This is a genomic window from Pirellulales bacterium (assembly GCA_035546535.1).
Classification (GTDB): Bacteria; Planctomycetota; Planctomycetia; order Pirellulales; family JACPPG01; genus JACPPG01.
In genome coordinates, this window is the sequence record DASZWQ010000185.1 from 1 (window position 1) to 15,714 (window position 15,714).

The following is a 15,714-nucleotide window of genomic DNA, read 5'->3' on the forward strand; positions in this document are numbered from 1 at the left end:
TTTCGATCATCATCGCGAACCTGGACGAAGTGCGACTCATCCAGGAGAAGAAGATCGAAGTGTCGGCCGCTGCTCCGGATTATCTGCTGTTCGACTGGCTCGGCGAGCTTTTGTACCTCTTCGAGACCGAGCACCTGGTACTGGCCGATTTCGAAGTGAAAGTCACGAAGGAGGGGCTGTCGGCCGTCGCGCGCGGCGAATCGTTTGATCCCGCGCGCCACGTGCCGGCGCACGAGGTGAAGGCTATTACCTACCATGCGTTGAAGTGCGAGCCTATGGCCAACGGTTGGATGGCCGAAGTGATTGTCGATATTTAGCGATTGGATTTAGCGCCCGGAACCCGGCGCTTCAAGAGGTTACCGATTATGGCAGACGCCTATCGCGGACCGCTCGAGCGCGTCAACGATCATTGCTGGCGCATTCCGAAAAGCTATAAGCCGGGCATGCGCGTCGATGGGCTGATCTACGCCGATGACGCCATGATCGAGCTGATTCGCGGGGACTCTGCGCCCGAACAGGTGGCGAACGTCGCCTTTTTGCCCGGCATTCAGCTCGCCAGCCTGGCCATGCCCGACATTCACTGGGGTTATGGTTTTTGCATCGGCGGTGTGTGCGCGACGGATCCCGAGGAGGGGGGCGTGATTTCGCCGGGCGGGGTCGGTTACGACATCAATTGCGGCGTGCGGTTGATGCGCACCAGTCTCAGCTTCGCCGATGTGCAGCCCCGGTTGCAGCCGCTGGTCGAAGAGCTGTTCCGGCAGATTCCGGCCGGCGTCGGCGGTGAGGGGCGCTATCGTTACAGCCCACAGGAATTGCGGCAGTTGATGGCGGAAGGTCCGCGCTGGCTCATTCCGCGCGGCCTGGCGACCGAAAGCGATATCGACCATACCGAGGCGCATGGTTGCCTGGAGGGCGCTCGCTCCGACCTGGTCAGCGCCCGGGCGATCGAGCGCGGCCGTTCGCAGTGCGGAACGTTGGGCGCGGGAAATCACTTTCTGGAAGTGCAGGTCGTCGACGAAGTGTTCGACGAGCAAGCCGCCGAGACGATGGGACTCGCCCAAGACCAGGTGTGCGTGATGATTCACTCGGGGTCACGCGGCTTGGGCTACCAGGTGTGCGACGATGCGCTGCGCGACTTGCGCGGCGCGCCTGAAAAGTACGGTATCGCGCTACCGGACCGGCAGCTTGTGTGCGCCCCGATCGACAGTCCCGAGGGAGAACATTACCTGGGCGCGATGCGCGCCGCGGCCAATTACGCCTGGTGCAATCGGCAATTGCTCATGCAGCAGGCCCGCGAGGTCTTTCAAACCGTCTTCGGGCGTTCGTGGGAATCGCTGCGCATGAGCCTGGTCTATGACGTGGCGCACAACATCGCGAAATTCGAGCAGCATCACGTCGGCGGCAAGACCAAGCGCGTGTGGGTCCATCGCAAGGGAGCAACCCGGGCGTTTCCACCGGGCCATGCCGAAGTGCCGGACATGTACCGCGCCATCGGCCAGCCGGTGATCATTCCCGGCGACATGGGGCGGGCCAGTTGGGTGCTGGCGGGGCAGGATGGTAGTATGCAGCAGACGTTCGGTTCGGCCTGCCACGGCGCCGGCCGGATGCTGAGCCGCACGGCCGCGGCGAAGCTGGCACAAGGCCGCCGCATCGACGCCGAACTGGCCGAGCGCGGCGTCATCGCCCGGGCACGCAGTTGGAAAGGACTGGCCGAGGAACAGCCCGCGGCCTACAAGGACGTGAACCACGTCGTCGACGTCGTACACCGTGCGCAGCTGGCGAAGAAGGTCGCCCGCATGCGGCCGATCGGCGTGATCAAAGGCTGAGCGCGAAGCGATGAGTGATGAGTGCGGAGTGATGAGTGATGAGTGCGGAGTGATGAGTGATGAGTGATGAGTGATGAGTGATGAGTGAGGAGTGATGAGTGATGAGTGATGAGTGATGAGCGGAACGAACGGCGCGACGACGTTGCGCTGCAATTAGGAGGGGCGAGGGCCACCATGCGATCCTTGCGTTGCGTCTTGGTGCTTAGTGGCGTTGTATTGGTGTTTGGCGGTCGCGTGCGCGCGGAAGAAGCGGACGCTGCTCTTCAGCAGGAGGCCAAAGTGGAAGCCGCACTGCGGACGTTCTATAGCGGGATCGCAAACCGTGATGCGGATGCGGTGCGGTCGGTGATCGATCCGTCGAACATCATGATCGACCATCTCGTCGAGGGGGGTGCGCCGTCGGTTAGGCTGGAAAAGATTGACATTGCTGATCCCAAGTCTTTATTGCCCCCAGAGGGCAATCACGACTGGGAAAACGTGCAAATCAAGGATGTCAAAGTCGCTATCGCCAGGCCCATGGGGGCTGTCGCGCATGCGAGTTTGATCCTGTTCACCCCCGTGGACGACGAGCAGATTGCGACGTGGAAATCGATACTGGATCGCGAGGGCAAGGAGATGCGTCCCACGGATCGAGAGGAACTGAACTGGTTTATCACCGAGCGCGCCATAAGCTTCGAAATCTTTGCCACGCTTGTCAAAAAGGGGGACGGCAAGTGGCGGATCATCTGTCTTTCGTTTCCGAGATAGCATCATTCTGTTAGGGCAAAGATTTGGCACGTGTCGTTTTAGCAATGTCGGGCGGGGTCGATTCCAGTGTGGCTGCGCACTTGCTGCGCGCGGCCGGGCACGAGGTGATCGGCGTCTTCATGCGGCATGGCGAAACCGCCGAAGCGTCGTGCGCGACTGATGCGGTCAGCGCGGGCGCTCAAACCGGCGGGCAGTTGCCGATTCTCTCCACACGCCTTGGCCACAAGCAGGGGTGCTGCACAGCGAGCGACGCTGCCGACGCGCGCCGCGTGGCCGATCGGCTGGACATTCCCTTCTATGCGCTCGACTTTCGCGACGACTTCGGCCGGATCATGGACTATTTCGTCGACGAGTACACCGCCGGCCGCACGCCCAACCCGTGCGTGATGTGCAACAACTGGCTGAAGTTCGGCACGCTGGCCGATTACGCCGATAGTGTCAGCGCCGATTTCATCGCCACCGGGCATTACGCGCGGCTGATTCGCACCGATGAGGACGCCCTGCCGGCGCTCGTGCGCGCGGTCGACCCGAGCAAGGATCAGTCGTACGTGCTGTTCGGCATCAATCGCGAGATTCTCCGCCGCGTGCTCTTGCCGGTCGGCGATTTTCCCAAGAGCGAGATTCGCGCCCGGGCGCGTGAGCTGGGCCTGCGCGTGGCCGACAAACAAGACAGCCAGGAAATCTGCTTCGTCACCGACGACTATGCCGACTTCGTCCGCCGCCGGCGCGGCGACGTCGATCTGTCGGGCGAAATCGTTACGACCGACGGCCAGGTCGTCGGCCGGCACGAGGGGATCGAAAACTTCACGATCGGGCAGCGCAAGGGGTTGGGCATCGCGTTTGGCACGCCGCGGTACGTCGTGCGGCTGGAACGAGACTCGCGCCGCGTCGTGATCGGGACGCACGAAGAATTGGCCTGCCGAAGCCTGGCGGCGCGTGACGTGAACTGGCTTATCGAGGCGCCGCGCGCGCCCTTCCGCTGCCACGTGAAGATTCGCTATCTCAGCCAGCCGGTGGCCGCCACGGTCGAACCATGCGGCGACGATCGCTTCACCGCGCTACTTGATGAGCCGAAGCATGGCGTCGCCCCGGGACAGGCGGCCGTTTGCTACGACGGCGACCGCGTGCTCGGTGGCGGCTGGATCGAATAGCTGCTGATTTGCAGCCGATGAAAAGACAATGCCACAGAGGTCTCCGAGGGCACCAAGAGAAGATGGCAGAGTTTCAGCTTGAAAGTGATGAACGATGAGTGCTAAGTCATGAGCGAAAGACATTCGTCTGGTCGCCCAAGCCGTCGGCATTCGGAGCTTTTCCGAGTCCAACATTCACCATTCATTTTTGCATTCATCATTTCTTCTCGGTGATCTCTGTGCCCTCGGTGGCAAATCTTCTCAGCTATCCACGGCGGCCAGCGACTTCTCTTCGGCCGGCACTTGCTCCGGCTGCCGGCGGATGCCGTGCGTGAAGAAGCGCCCCAATGGCCCCGCCAGGATCGCGGGCATCAGCACCAGGTCCGCGAATAGACCCCACGAGAGCAAAAGCAGCATCAAGAGGCCGAACATACGTGTCGGCACGAACGAGCTCAGCCCGAAGACCGATAGCCCGAGGCCGACGATGATGGAACTTTGCGCCATAGCCACAGCGGCGTTGCGGTAGGCGTAAATCGCGGCGGTGCGGCGGTCGTATCCTTTGGCGATGCCGAAGCGAAACCACGTGATGTAATGCGCGGCATCATCGACCGAGACGCCCATCGCGACGCTGGCCGTCATCATGGTGCCGATGTCGACCACCACGCCGCCGTATCCCAAGATTCCGAATACCAGCGCCATCGGCCAGACGTTGGGAAACATCACGAGCAAGCCGGCGGGCAGGCTGCGATAGACGACCGCCATCACGGCCGCCATGATCACGAAGGCCATGAAGAAGCTTTCGACCAGCCCTTCCAGCAGCGACCGCTCGGCCTTGTAGACGACGGGCGTTACGCCGGTGACCACGGCCGAGATGCCGTCGACCTTGGCTTCTTTCTCTGCATCGAGGTAGGGCTGCACCTCGCGATCGATGACGTGGACGAACTGGCCGTAATCGATATCCTCGCTGCCCACCAGGCGCAGGCTGATGCGCCACAGATCTTCATCCAAGCCGTCGGCTTTTTCATGGCTCAGATAATCGCCTAACTCGTACTCGCGGCGATGCTCGGCGAGCTGCTTGTTGAAGACGTCGCGGCGGACGTACTCGGGATTGCGCATCAGCAGTCGGCCGAAGGCCCCCCCCGTGGTGCGGCGCGACGTCTGCGCGGCCGACTCGTTCTCGGGCAGTGGAGGCGTAAACGTGGCCGCCGACATGGTGCTCGACACCTCGGGCAGCGATTGCAGATGTTGCTGGATGCGATCGACCAGTTCCAGCCGCTCGAGAAAGCTGAGCTTGTTGGTGTGGTTGTCGAATACCAGCACCACCTCGGTCGGTACCAGCCCGCCCAAATGCTGCTCGAGCCAATCGTAGTGCTTGACCACTTCGGCATCGGGCGAGAACAGATTGGCAATGCTCACCGAGGTGCGGATCCACCAGGCGCCGATGCCAAAGCCGACCAGCGTCACGGCAAACGCTACGCAGACCCAACCGTTGTGCCGGACGATACCCCAGGCCATCCGCAGGCCGACGCGATTTAAAAACTTCGGGTGTCGCGACATTTCCAACGGATCCGCCGGCGGAGGGGGCGCGAGCCTTGGGGGCCACAGCTGCAACGCGGACGGTACGCACGAGAACAACAACGTCAGCGTGGCCATCACGCCGATCGAGGCGTAAAAGCCGAACGACCGAATCGGCACGAGCTCGCTGGTGCACAGCGAAGCCAGGCCGATGGCCGTCGTGCCGGCCGACAGGGTGCAAGGAACCCAGGCACGCTTGACGGCGCGTTCGGCGGCGCCGGCCAGCCCACCGTCGTGCACCGCGTTGCGGTAGTAATTGATGATGTGGATCGCGCCCGAGAGCGACGCCGTATAAACCACCGGCGGCATCGTGTACAGGATCGCGTCCATCGAGCTGCCGGTGAAGTACACCAGCGACAGCGAAATCACGGCGCTGTACACGGCGCAGGCGATAATCAGCACCGTCAGATACATTTGCCGCATGCACCAGTACGAAAGTCCCAGGCCGACCAGCGCCGAGAACAGCGCGAGTTGTCGCAGAGTCTTCTGTCCTTCCAGGTCGATGGCCACGTTATCGACCGGCGGTCCGCCCATGTAGATTTCGCTGCGTGGCAGGCCCGTAGCCAACTCGGCGGCGCGATAGAGCTCGTCGAGCGTGTAGTGCAGCTTGTCCTGGGCGTGTTGCGTGAGCGATACGACGGCACTGGTCTGTTTTCCATCCTTACCGACCAGCAAACCTGACAGACGCTTGATGGCTTCGGAACGCGGCAGATTAGTGGGGGGATCGGTCAACCGCCGCACCAGTTCGGGCCCGGTGAGAACGCTGGAAAAGAGCGAAGTGTCGATCGGCGTCTGGTCCTGCTCGGACCGCGGCGCGACGAGCCGGGCGAATTTTTCGACGCGCGGATCGTCGAGCGTTGCGCCCTGCCAACTGACGAGGACCTGCGTCTCGTTTTCGAAATGCGCTTGGAACCAGCGATAATCCTTGGTTTCGGAGAACGTGGCGGGCAGCCAATCCTTGACGTCGTTGCGATTGGTCTGCGCAGCCCGATTGGCCCCAAAAATGAGCACCGGGAAGACGACCAGGACCGTGGCGAGAATCGCCCGGCTATAGCGCTGATAAAAGGTAGGTTTCGCGGCGGATGCAAGCTGTTGCGGCCGATTCATGCGCGCACTTTTGGCCAAGCGTGAAAGAAAACGAGCCCGGGCGTCAATGTTCCCGCTGCAATCGTCGCGCCAGGCAGCCACGAATTTCGACGGTCAGCTTAGCAAATCCGGCCTGCGGCGAATAACCCAAGTCCGCTGTGCCCCGACGATTCACTCGCCGAGAGTGCTTTTGCGCCGCAGAATGTGATGATAATGCTGGGCGAAGCGGTGCGCCTCGTCGCGCACGTATTGCAGAAGGCGCAGCGCGTAAGAATGGCGGCTTAGCCGTAGCGGATCAGGGGCGTCACCCAGGTAGATTTCTTCCTCGCGCTTGGCCAGCGAGATGACTACCGGCGGTTCGATCGACAGCTCGCGAAACGCGGCCAGGGCCGCGTTGAGCTGGCCGCGGCCGCCATCGACCAGGAGCAGATCGGGAAATACTTCGCCCTCGTCTTCCAAGCGCTTAAAGCGGCGCGCGACCACCTCGTGAATGCTGGCAAAGTCGTCGATGCCCCCCACGCCGCGGATCTTGTAGCGCTTGTAGCCCGGCTTGAACGGCAGGCCATCGATGAATTGCACGAGGCTGGCCACGGTCTCGCCGCCGCCGAGGTGCGCGATGTCCACGCCTTCGATCGTGCGCAGCGTCTCGTCCAGCTTCAGTACTTTCTTCAGGCCCGCCAACCCCTTCTTCGGGTCGATGTAAAAGACCTCGGGCTGCACGTGCGTATCGAGCTCGCCGCGGCGGTCGAGCGTTTCCAGCGCAAAGATCTCGTCGCGCAGGCGAGCCGCCTTCTCGAATTTCAATTCCGTGGCGGCGGCCGCCATCTCGGCCCGCATCTCTTTCAAGAGCGATGCCTTTTTCCCTTCCAGGAACATCCGCAGCCGGGCGATGTCGCGACGATATTCTTCCTTCGAGATGCGCAGGTTGCACGGTGCCGTACATTGTTGAATGCTGTGCAACAGGCAGGGCCGGAACCAGCGCCATTTGTCGTCGCCGTCTTCGATGTCCAGGCTGCAAGTGCGGAACTTGAAAATCTTCTGCAATACCTGGATCGCGCCGCGCAGGCTGCCGGCGCTGGCGAACGGGCCGTACAGCTTGGTGCCCCGGTCCTGCGGCTCGCGCGTGAATTCGACGCGTGGGAAATCCTCGCGAATGAAGATTTCCAGATAGGGAAAGCTTTTGTCATCCTTCAGGTCGCGGTTGTATTTCGGCTGCACGTCCTTGATCAGCCGCGATTCGATCAACAGCGCGTCGACCTCGCTGTCGGCCTCGAGGAAATCGATATCCGCGATCTCGCGCACGAGATCCGCCGTGCGCTGGTCCTCGGCGGCCGCCTTCAGAAAGTAACTGCTGGCGCGCGAGCGCAAATTGACCGCTTTGCCGACGTAGATCACGACGCCGGCCGCATCCTTCATCAGGTAGACGCCAGGCGTTTGCGGGAACTCGCGCACCTTGCCGGCGGCATAGGCGAAACCAAGCGGCTCACTCGGCGCGGCCGCTTCCTGCTCAGGCTCATTGCCGGCCGAAGGCGCGTTCTCCCGGCGCTCGACGGGCTCGGGAGTGCCGTCGGCGGGTACGTCGTCAAGCGGCGGTGTATTTCCCCCGGGCCTGGCCATGCCTGATGTTTCAACTCCGGTCGTCGAACGGTGCAGAAGGGAATCCTATGCGGCGCATCCATTATATCCGGTCAGCGAATTGTCGCATTTCCGATCGATCTGGGGAGGCATGCTTGATGGATTGCTCGCGCCGGCTTCGAGCGTGCTTTTGCGCACGCCGTTTGCAGTGACGTCGGAAAAATCCGTTATACTTGAGGTATCGAAGTATGTTCTCAAATAGCTATCGCGATAGTGCGTCGGGGCGATCAAGCGGGCATTCGGTCGAAGACCAGCGCGGTGGTCAGCCATCCACCAGCGCCGTACTGGAAGAAGGTGCACCGATGAATCAACGCGACATCGCTCAACAGACCCTGCTCGAACAGAATCTTTTGACCAACATCACCCAGGCCATTCGCACGACGATCGCTTGGGAGCCGCGCGGTACCGACCTGGGCGGCAAGCTGCGCAGCTTGCGGTTCATCACGGCCTCGCTGGAAAGACATCTCGACCACCTGATGGACCTGGAAGAGTACGACGGCTACATGTCGGCGGCGCAAGAGTCGAGCCCGAACCTGGCCGAGAAGATCACCGCGCTGCGTGATGAGCACGAGCACTTCCGTGACGGCGTACACCGCCTGGTCGCCAAGCTGGACCGCATCGACAACGACGATCGGACCGGCCTGGAAAAAGTGTGTGTCGAGGTGGGCGATCTGCTCAGCCGCATCGACGAGCACACCCGTCGCGAGGCCGACCTCTTGCAGGAGGCCTTCCTGCGCGACGAGGGGGGCGAGGGCTAACCGCCGCCGCTCCTGCGAACCGGACAATTTGGCAGGCACAGCCTAGCTCGGGCATGTTCCCCTCCAGGAGAGGTCGGACGCCGGCCGATGAACCGGTTAGCCAGACGCTAGCCGGGCCGGAGCGCAAACCGCTCGTTTTTCGCTGCGCGCCACGTAGACTCGGCCGACACGCTTTGGCTACAATTCGTCCTAGCGGGGGTTATCGTTTCCCACCAGGGTGCCTGCCTCCCTCGAAAGCCCCACCGCTCGCTGGCGCAACCATCCACCGGCACGATCAGGAGCGTTACGATGCTCACCCTCTTTGGCCGCGCGTCACGATACTGCGATGGGGTCGACCGCCGCAGCTTCTTGCGCGCGGGAGCCTTGGCAATCGGTGGTCTGTCATTAGCTGACCTATTGCGATTGCAGGCCACGGCAGAAACCAATCGTAGCCTGGCGACCGATCCGCATGAAAAATCCCAAGCGCGATCCGGCAAGGCGGTGATCTTCGTCGAACTCGGTGGCGGCCCGTCGCACTTCGAAACCTATGACCCGAAGCCGAATGCTCCGGTCGAATTCCGCGGTCCGCTCGACGCCGTCGGAACCAACGTGCCCGGCGTTTTCCTCAGCCAGTACATGAGCGAACAAGCGAAGCTGCTCGACAAGCTGGCCATCGTCCGCTCGGTGCGGCATACGTCCAACGCCCACGATCCGTCGAGCCACCTGACGCAGACCGGCTATCTGAAGCGCGGGCAAAAAGCCGGCTTGAACGAGATGCCGTGCTTCGGTTCGGTCGCCGCGCGCGTCGTTGGAGCGAACGCCCCCGGTCTGCCCGCTTATGTCGCCCTGCCACGTCTGATGCGAAATGGCGGCGCGGCCTACCTGGGCACGGCTTACAACCCGTTCGAGACCATTACCGACCCGGGCAAGAAGAATTTTTCGGTCCGCAACCTGGCCCTATCGACTGGCCTGAGCGTTGACCGGCTGGAAGATCGCCGCACGCTGCTGACGGCGCTCGATTCGCAGCGCCAGCTGATGGATCTGGAACGGTCGAGCGAAGCGATCGACGATTTCACGCGTCAGGCACTGGAAATGGTCACCGGCCCACGAGCCCAGGCTGCCTTCGACATTAAGCGCGAGAAGGACAGCGTCCGCGAGAAATATGGTCTGACCGAGATCGGACAGTCGCTGCTTCTGGCGCGACGCCTGGTCGAGGCCGGCGTTACTTGCGTCACCGTACGATTCCCCGGCTGGGACAACCACCAGCGGATCGCCAAGGCGATTTCAGACCGCGGACCCATGTACGACGCCGCGATGGCGGCCCTGATCCGCGATCTCTTTAAGCGCGGGCTTGACCGGGACGTGCTGCTCGTGGCGATGGGAGAATTCGGCCGCACGCCGCGCGTAAATCGCAACGCCGGCCGCGACCACTGGGGATCGGCCATGAGTGTTCTCTTGGCCGGCGGCGGATTGAAGACGGGTATCGTCGGCGCCACCAACAGCAAGGGCGAGCTGCCCGTCGAGGCGCCGTACGGTCCGGAAAACATCCTGGCCACGATCTACCGGCATCTGGGGATCGATGCCTCGCAGACGTTCGTCGATCTCTCCGGCCGCCCACGCTACGTGCTGGAAGAGCGGCGCCCGATCGAAGAGCTGATCTAGCACGCGGCAGCTTGCGTTAGATTGGTGCCATGGTTTTTCGGCGCAGCCGAATAAGCATGGCCGTTTCGGTAAGCATGTCGTTCGACTGTGGGCCCGGCTTATTGCACCTTGACGAACAGGTTCATCGCTATGGGCACGGCTTCCCATGTTTTACTAGCTTTGCTTTGCACTATCGTAGTCTCTTCTGCCGAGGAGCCCAAAAAGTTCGACGGCAGCAAGCCTGAAGTGGTTACGCCGGCGGCTGACCGGTCGCTGACCCTGCCGGCCAGCAAGTGCGAAGTGTACGGCAAGACGCTCCAGTACATGCCCGAGGATCGAGCGCTGGGCTGGTGGAACAGCCCGAACGATCATGCCGTGTGGAAACTCGCGGGCCTGACCTCCGGCAAATACGAGGTGTGGTTCGAGTGGTCGTGCGCCGACAAATCGGCCGACAACACGTTCGTCGTCGCGGTCGGAAAGCACGAACTGAAAGGCAAGATTCCCTCAACCGGCTCTTGGCAGACGCACAAGAAAGCCAAATTCGGCACGATCGAGCTACCCGAGGGGGGAGCCAATCTCGAACTTCGCTCCGAGGGGAAGATCAAGGAGGCGCTAGGTGATTTTCGGGAGGTACGCCTGGTGCCGGTGCGACGGTAGCCGAACGAGCGCGCTTGTTTGCGGACGGCGCGCTGCAGGAACCCTCTCCCTTCCAGGGAGAGGGCAGGGTGAGGGTGAAGACCCCAATTCCCAATGCCGTGGCGAACGTCAATGTCGCTGAAGAACACCACCCTCCCTTAATCCCTCCCTAAAAGGGAGGGAGATTCGAGCAGGTGCATCGGCACCTTCCTGCATCGATCGTTGATTCTACTTCAGTGTCTGCTGTGGCAGATTGTGCCGGCAGCGAAATAGCGGCCGGCATCCTGCCGCGTTTACATCTGTTCGACCACGTCGATCCCCAAGAGCGCCAGTCCCTGCTTGAGCGTGCGCGCGGTCAAATCGCAAAGCAGCAACCGGCTCGTGCGCAGCTCGGGCGTTTCGGCCTTGAGAACCGGGCATTGATCGAAGAAGGTCGAATATCGGTTGGCGAGCGCGAACAGGTAGGCTGTTAGTTGATTCGGTCGGTAATCGACCAGCACCGCATCGAGCGCTTCGGCGAAGCGCAGGATTTCCAATCCCAGCGACCGTTCGGCCGGGGTAGATAGGAGAATCGGCGCCTGCTCGCGTCGCAGCTTTTCGATGTCGATGTTGCCGCGCCGGAAAATGCTTCGCACCCGGGCGTAGGCGTACTGCATGTACGTGGCCGTGTTGCCGTTCATGGCCAGCATCTTGTCGTAGCTAAAGACGTAATCGCTGGTGCGATTCTGCGACAAATCGGCATATTTCAAGGCGGCGATGCCCACCGTTTCGGCGATCGCTTGTCGCTGCTCGTCCGCAAGTTCGCGACCGTCCGGCTTGGCATCGTCGTTCTCGGCCACGATCTTATACGCCCGCTCGACCGCTTCGTTGAGCAGCCCCTCGAGGCCCACGGTATCGCCCGAGCGCGTTTTGAACGGGCGGCCGTCATCCCCCAGCACCGTGCCGAAGCTGACGTGGGCGAACTCGACGTTTTCGTAGCCCCACCGCCGCGCGGTGGCGAACAGTTGTTCGAAGTGCAGACTTTGCCGATGATCGACCACGTACAGAAGCGCGTCGGGATTCCACTTCTCACGGCGATAAGCGATCGTGGCCAGGTCGGTGGTGGCGTACAGAAAGGCGCCGTCCTTTTTGCGCACGATCATCGGCGCCGGCTGCCCTTCCAGAAACACGCAGGTGGCTCCGTCGCTCTCGCGGGCGATCTGTTTGGCGAGCAAGTCGTCGACGACCGGCTGCAATCGGTCGTGATAGAAGCTTTCGCCCAGCGTTTCGTCGAACGACACGCCCAGCCGGTCGTAAATATGTTGAATGGCTGCCATGCAGGCGGGCATGAACTCGCGCCATAGAGCCAGATTCTCGGCATCGCCCGCGTGGAGCTTGGCCGTTTCGGCCAGTACGGCAGCGCCGATTTCGGGATGTTCTTTGGCCAGCGGGCCCAGCTTGGGATCGGCTTCGAGCGCCGCCAGCTTGCGCTCGAGATCCGCGAGCGCCGCTTTCGTCTCGCCGACGTCGGCTTCCGCTTTGCGAACGGCCTGGGCCTGCTTCTTGTCGGCCTTGGCATCGCCGCTGGCGGGTACCGCCTTCGCCACGGCCAGGCGTTCTTCGGCGGCATGAATCTTCTTTTCCAGCTCCGCCAGTTGCGGCCGGCTATCGTGATAATCGACCAACTGGTTGACCATTCGATAGAGCCGCGCCAGCTCGTCGACGCGCGAGCGCTCGTAGGCCGCCGCGTCGCGGAAATGCTTGTACCCGTAAATGATCATCCCGAACTGCGTGCCCCAATCGCCGATGTGGTTATCGCCGATCGCGCGATGGCCCAGGAATTTGAGCGTGCGATAGATACTGTCGCCGATCACGGTCGAGCGGATGTGGCCGACGTGCATCGGTTTGGCCACGTTCGGCGCCGAATAATCGACGATCACGGTACGCGGACGCGCGACCGGCGGAATGCCAAGGCGCGGATCCTCCACCGCTTCGCGCAATCGCGCGGCCAGCCAATCATCGCGCAGCGCGAGATTGATAAAGCCTGGTCCGGCGATTTCGGGCGACTGGCACAAATCAGCGACGTCGAGCCGCGCCTGGATCGCCGCCGCCACGTCGCGCGGCGGCTGGCTTAGCTGCTTGCCCATCGGCATCGCCATGTTGGCCTGATAGTCGCCGAACTTGGCGTCCTGGCTTTGCCGCACCATGTCGACCAGCTCGGTCGTGGCGAGGTTTGCCAGGCTCTGTTCGGCCGCCAGTTTCGCAAGCGCCGTGGCAAAGCGATCTCGCAATTCGCGTAGGATGTTCATCAAACAAATCGATGGGCCAAGGAACCGAAGAGCATTCCGCGGAGCCGCGGTCATTTCGGCGGCTCAGGCGCTTGCGAGATAGTGTAGCGGGCCGGTGGGAAAGCCTGTAGGGTGCCCTGTGGGCACCATAACCCGAACAATTCGTTCGTGGTGCGCAAAGCGCACCCTACAACCCCGGGCTCATAGAGCCCGGCTACAGAAAACGGGAGCGTCGAAGCAATTACTTGCTCAAGCGCAGCGAGCTGCGTCGGCCATCCTCACCGTCGTCGCTTTTCCCCTTGTCGGGCTGCGACAGCTCGGTCGGCACGCGCTTGGCCGTACACCACAGCTTTTCCAGCGAGTAGTAATCGCGAGCTTCGTCATCGAACAGATGGATCACGATGTTGCCGTAATCGAGGAGGATCCACCGGCTCTCGACGTAACCTTCGACCCCCAGGCGATGCTCACCCATCTCGTCTTCAAGGCGATGGTCGATCTCCTCGCTCATGGCGTGGAGCTGACGCCGGCTGGTGCCGGTGGCGACGACGAAGTAGTCGAATTCCGGAGTCACTTCCCGCATGTCGAGGACCAGGATGTCACGTCCTCGATTGTCAGCCGCGGTTTGGGCTGCTGCCAGAGCAAGCTGCAAAGCCCGATTGGAGTCACGAGATGTTTCCACGTACCGGCTGACGCTGGATGTCGCCACGTGTGTGCTTCTCCGGATGAGTGAACCGTCCGACGCGCCTTTATTCTACACCCGAACAGACGCCGGAGCCAACGGCAGGGTTCGGCCGACGGTCCGAATTTCGGCCAGCGGGGGCCCTCATATCGAATGTTTGCATTCGAAGGTCGAAAGAAGCCCGAACCGGCTAGCCCAAGAGCGGCCGGATCAACTGACCGCCGACGTCGGTCAGGCGGAAGTCCCGGCCCTGGAACCGGTAGGTCAGCCTTAGGTGGTCAAGCCCCAACAGGTGCAGAATCGTGGCCTGCAGATCGTGGACGTGGATTTGCTCGTGCGGCTCGGCAGCGCCAAAGCCGAGTTCATCGGTCGTGCCGATCGTTTGCCCGGCGCGGATACCACCGCCCGCCAGCCACATGGTATAGGCTTCGATGTGATGATCCCGGCCCAGCGAGCCGCGGTCTTCGCCCATCGGCGTGCGGCCGAATTCTCCGCCCCACACGACCAACGTATCGTCGAGCATGCCGCGCCGCTTGAGGTCAGACACCAGGGCCGCCGTGGGTCGATCGGTCTCCTGGCAGATATTTTCCAGCGACTCTTCCAGGTTTTCGGTGCCGCCGTGATGGTCCCACTCCGTGTGAAAAAGCGTCACGAAGCGGACGCCCCGCTCAACCAGCCGCCGCGCCAGCAGGCAGTTGTTGGCGAACGAGGCCTTGCCAGGCTCAGCGCCGTACAGGGCCAGCGTCTCGGCCGACTCGCCGGCCAGATCGACCAGCTCCGGCGCGCTTCCCTGCATCCGCTCGGCCATTTCGTACGAAGCGATGCGGGTCGCGATCTCGTCATCGCCGGTCGCGGCCAGCCGCTCGCGATTCAACCGGCCGATGGCCTCGATCGTGCGTCGCTGCTGGGCACTGGTCACGCCTGGGGGCGTTGTCAGGTTGAGTATCGGGTCACCGGAATTTCGTAGCGGCACGCCCTGGTAAACGCTCGACAAGAAAGCGTTCCCCCATAGCGCCGCACCGGAGCGCGGCCCGCGCGGCCCGGATTTCAACACCACGAAGCCCGGCAGGTCGTGCGACTCGTTCCCCAGGGCGTACAGTACCCAGGAGCCCATGCTCGGCCGGCCGAACTGCGGCGTACCGGTGGCCAGCATCATCTTGGCCGGACCGTGATTGAAAACGTCGGTCTTCATCGTCCGCAGGATGGCCAGGTCGTCAGCCAATGCGGCGGTGTGCGGCAATAGCTCCGAGATCTCGTTGCCTGACTGGCCGTGCCGCGTGAACTTCCGCCGGCAGCCGAGCAATTTGGCGTCGGGCTTGATGAAGGCGAACCGCTTGCCGTCGGTGTACGACGGCGGGATCGACTGGCCGTTCAGCTCATTGAGTTTTGGTTTATTGTCGAACAATTCCAACTGACTAGGCCCGCCGGCCATGAAGAGTTGAATGACCGCCTTGGCCCGCGGCGCGAAGTGCGGCGGCCGGACGGCCAGCGGATCGGTACGCGGCGGCTGTGGCGCGGCGGCGCGACCCTGGTTCTCCATGAGCGCGGCCAAGGCAATGCCCCCCAGGCTCAACCCGCAATCGCTAAAGAACTGCCGGCGGCTGGCCAGGTTGCTCTGACTGTTGCGTGGCTGCGTCATGTGATTTTTGCAGGGTGCCCTGTGGGCACCTGGGAAGTTTTACAGCGGCCAATCTGCGGATATTTTTGCTCGGGCGCCGCTGGTGTCCCTGGTGGCTTGTCCCCCAGTGCAGCGAT

12 protein-coding genes are annotated in these 15,714 nt (G+C 62.4%); 7 read left to right on the top strand and 5 right to left on the bottom strand.

Annotation, left to right across the window (positions count from 1 at the left end; genetic code table 11):
- The 4 genes from VHD36_21490 to mnmA all read left to right on the top strand — a co-directional run.
- Positions 1–317: archease (locus VHD36_21490; GenBank protein HVU89919.1), on the top strand; the 317-nt coding region annotated here is incomplete at its 5' end.
- A gap of 48 nt (positions 318–365) precedes the next feature.
- A complete protein-coding gene (locus VHD36_21495) occupies positions 366–1,826 on the top strand; it encodes an RtcB family protein (protein ID HVU89920.1) in 1,461 nt (486 codons plus the stop codon).
- Between the two features lie 108 nt (positions 1,827–1,934).
- On the top strand, positions 1,935–2,573 hold the full coding sequence (locus VHD36_21500; GenBank protein ID HVU89921.1) for a hypothetical protein: 639 nt from the start codon (positions 1,935–1,937) through the stop codon (positions 2,571–2,573).
- Between the two features lie 23 nt (positions 2,574–2,596).
- Positions 2,597–3,724, top strand: coding sequence for a tRNA 2-thiouridine(34) synthase MnmA (gene mnmA, locus VHD36_21505; protein ID HVU89922.1), 1,128 nt, complete (start codon positions 2,597–2,599; stop codon positions 3,722–3,724).
- 240 nt (positions 3,725–3,964) lie between these two features.
- Here mnmA and VHD36_21510 read toward each other — a convergent pair whose 3' ends face one another.
- The gene (locus tag VHD36_21510; GenBank protein HVU89923.1) at positions 3,965–6,385 is read right to left on the bottom strand and encodes an MMPL family transporter; all 2,421 of its coding nucleotides are present in this window, start codon (positions 6,383–6,385) and stop codon (positions 3,965–3,967) included.
- Positions 6,386–6,535: 150 nt separating this feature from the next.
- Positions 6,536–7,981, bottom strand: a complete 1,446-nt coding sequence (locus tag VHD36_21515) for an excinuclease ABC subunit UvrC (GenBank protein HVU89924.1) — start codon at positions 7,979–7,981, stop codon at positions 6,536–6,538.
- 320 nt (positions 7,982–8,301) lie between these two features.
- On the opposite strand from VHD36_21515, the gene VHD36_21520 reads away from it, so the two are divergent.
- From VHD36_21520 to VHD36_21530, 3 genes are all read left to right on the top strand, one after another.
- Positions 8,302–8,757, top strand: coding sequence for a hypothetical protein (locus tag VHD36_21520; GenBank protein HVU89925.1), 456 nt, complete (start codon positions 8,302–8,304; stop codon positions 8,755–8,757).
- A 288-nt stretch (positions 8,758–9,045) separates the two neighbouring features.
- Positions 9,046–10,398 (top strand): DUF1501 domain-containing protein, encoded by a 1,353-nt coding sequence (locus tag VHD36_21525; GenBank protein HVU89926.1) that lies wholly within the window; start codon positions 9,046–9,048, stop codon positions 10,396–10,398.
- A 225-nt stretch (positions 10,399–10,623) separates the two neighbouring features.
- Positions 10,624–11,034 carry a hypothetical protein gene (locus VHD36_21530; protein HVU89927.1) on the top strand — a complete coding sequence of 137 codons (411 nt, stop codon included), beginning with the start codon at positions 10,624–10,626 and terminating at the stop codon, positions 11,032–11,034.
- A 272-nt stretch (positions 11,035–11,306) separates the two neighbouring features.
- Here the strand turns inward: VHD36_21530 and argS are convergent, their stop codons facing one another.
- The 3 genes from argS to VHD36_21545 form a co-directional block, all read right to left on the bottom strand.
- Positions 11,307–13,301, bottom strand: coding sequence for an arginine--tRNA ligase (gene argS, locus VHD36_21535; GenBank protein ID HVU89928.1), 1,995 nt, complete (start codon positions 13,299–13,301; stop codon positions 11,307–11,309).
- A gap of 220 nt (positions 13,302–13,521) precedes the next feature.
- Entirely contained in the window at positions 13,522–13,986 is a 465-nt protein-coding gene (rsfS, locus tag VHD36_21540; GenBank protein ID HVU89929.1) for a ribosome silencing factor, read from the bottom strand.
- A 163-nt stretch (positions 13,987–14,149) separates the two neighbouring features.
- Positions 14,150–15,598 carry a DUF1501 domain-containing protein gene (locus VHD36_21545; protein ID HVU89930.1) on the bottom strand — a complete coding sequence of 483 codons (1,449 nt, stop codon included), beginning with the start codon at positions 15,596–15,598 and terminating at the stop codon, positions 14,150–14,152.
- Positions 15,599–15,714 lie beyond the last annotated feature (116 nt).

What these genes read in the sequence shown, in the direction of transcription:
- VHD36_21520 (HVU89925.1), top strand. Translation starts at nt 8,302, where the DNA reads ATGAATCAACGCGACATCGCTCAACAGACCCTGCTCGAACAGAATCTT.
- VHD36_21495 (HVU89920.1), top strand. Translation starts at nt 366, where the DNA reads ATGGCAGACGCCTATCGCGGACCGCTCGAGCGCGTCAACGATCATTGC.
- VHD36_21515 (HVU89924.1), bottom strand. Translation starts at nt 7,981, where the DNA reads ATGGCCAGGCCCGGGGGAAATACACCGCCGCTTGACGACGTACCCGCC.
- VHD36_21510 (HVU89923.1), bottom strand. Translation starts at nt 6,385, where the DNA reads ATGAATCGGCCGCAACAGCTTGCATCCGCCGCGAAACCTACCTTTTAT.
- VHD36_21500 (HVU89921.1), top strand. Translation starts at nt 1,935, where the DNA reads ATGAGTGATGAGCGGAACGAACGGCGCGACGACGTTGCGCTGCAATTA.
- VHD36_21545 (HVU89930.1), bottom strand. Translation starts at nt 15,598, where the DNA reads ATGACGCAGCCACGCAACAGTCAGAGCAACCTGGCCAGCCGCCGGCAG.
- argS (HVU89928.1), bottom strand. Translation starts at nt 13,301, where the DNA reads ATGAACATCCTACGCGAATTGCGAGATCGCTTTGCCACGGCGCTTGCG.
- VHD36_21525 (HVU89926.1), top strand. Translation starts at nt 9,046, where the DNA reads ATGCTCACCCTCTTTGGCCGCGCGTCACGATACTGCGATGGGGTCGAC.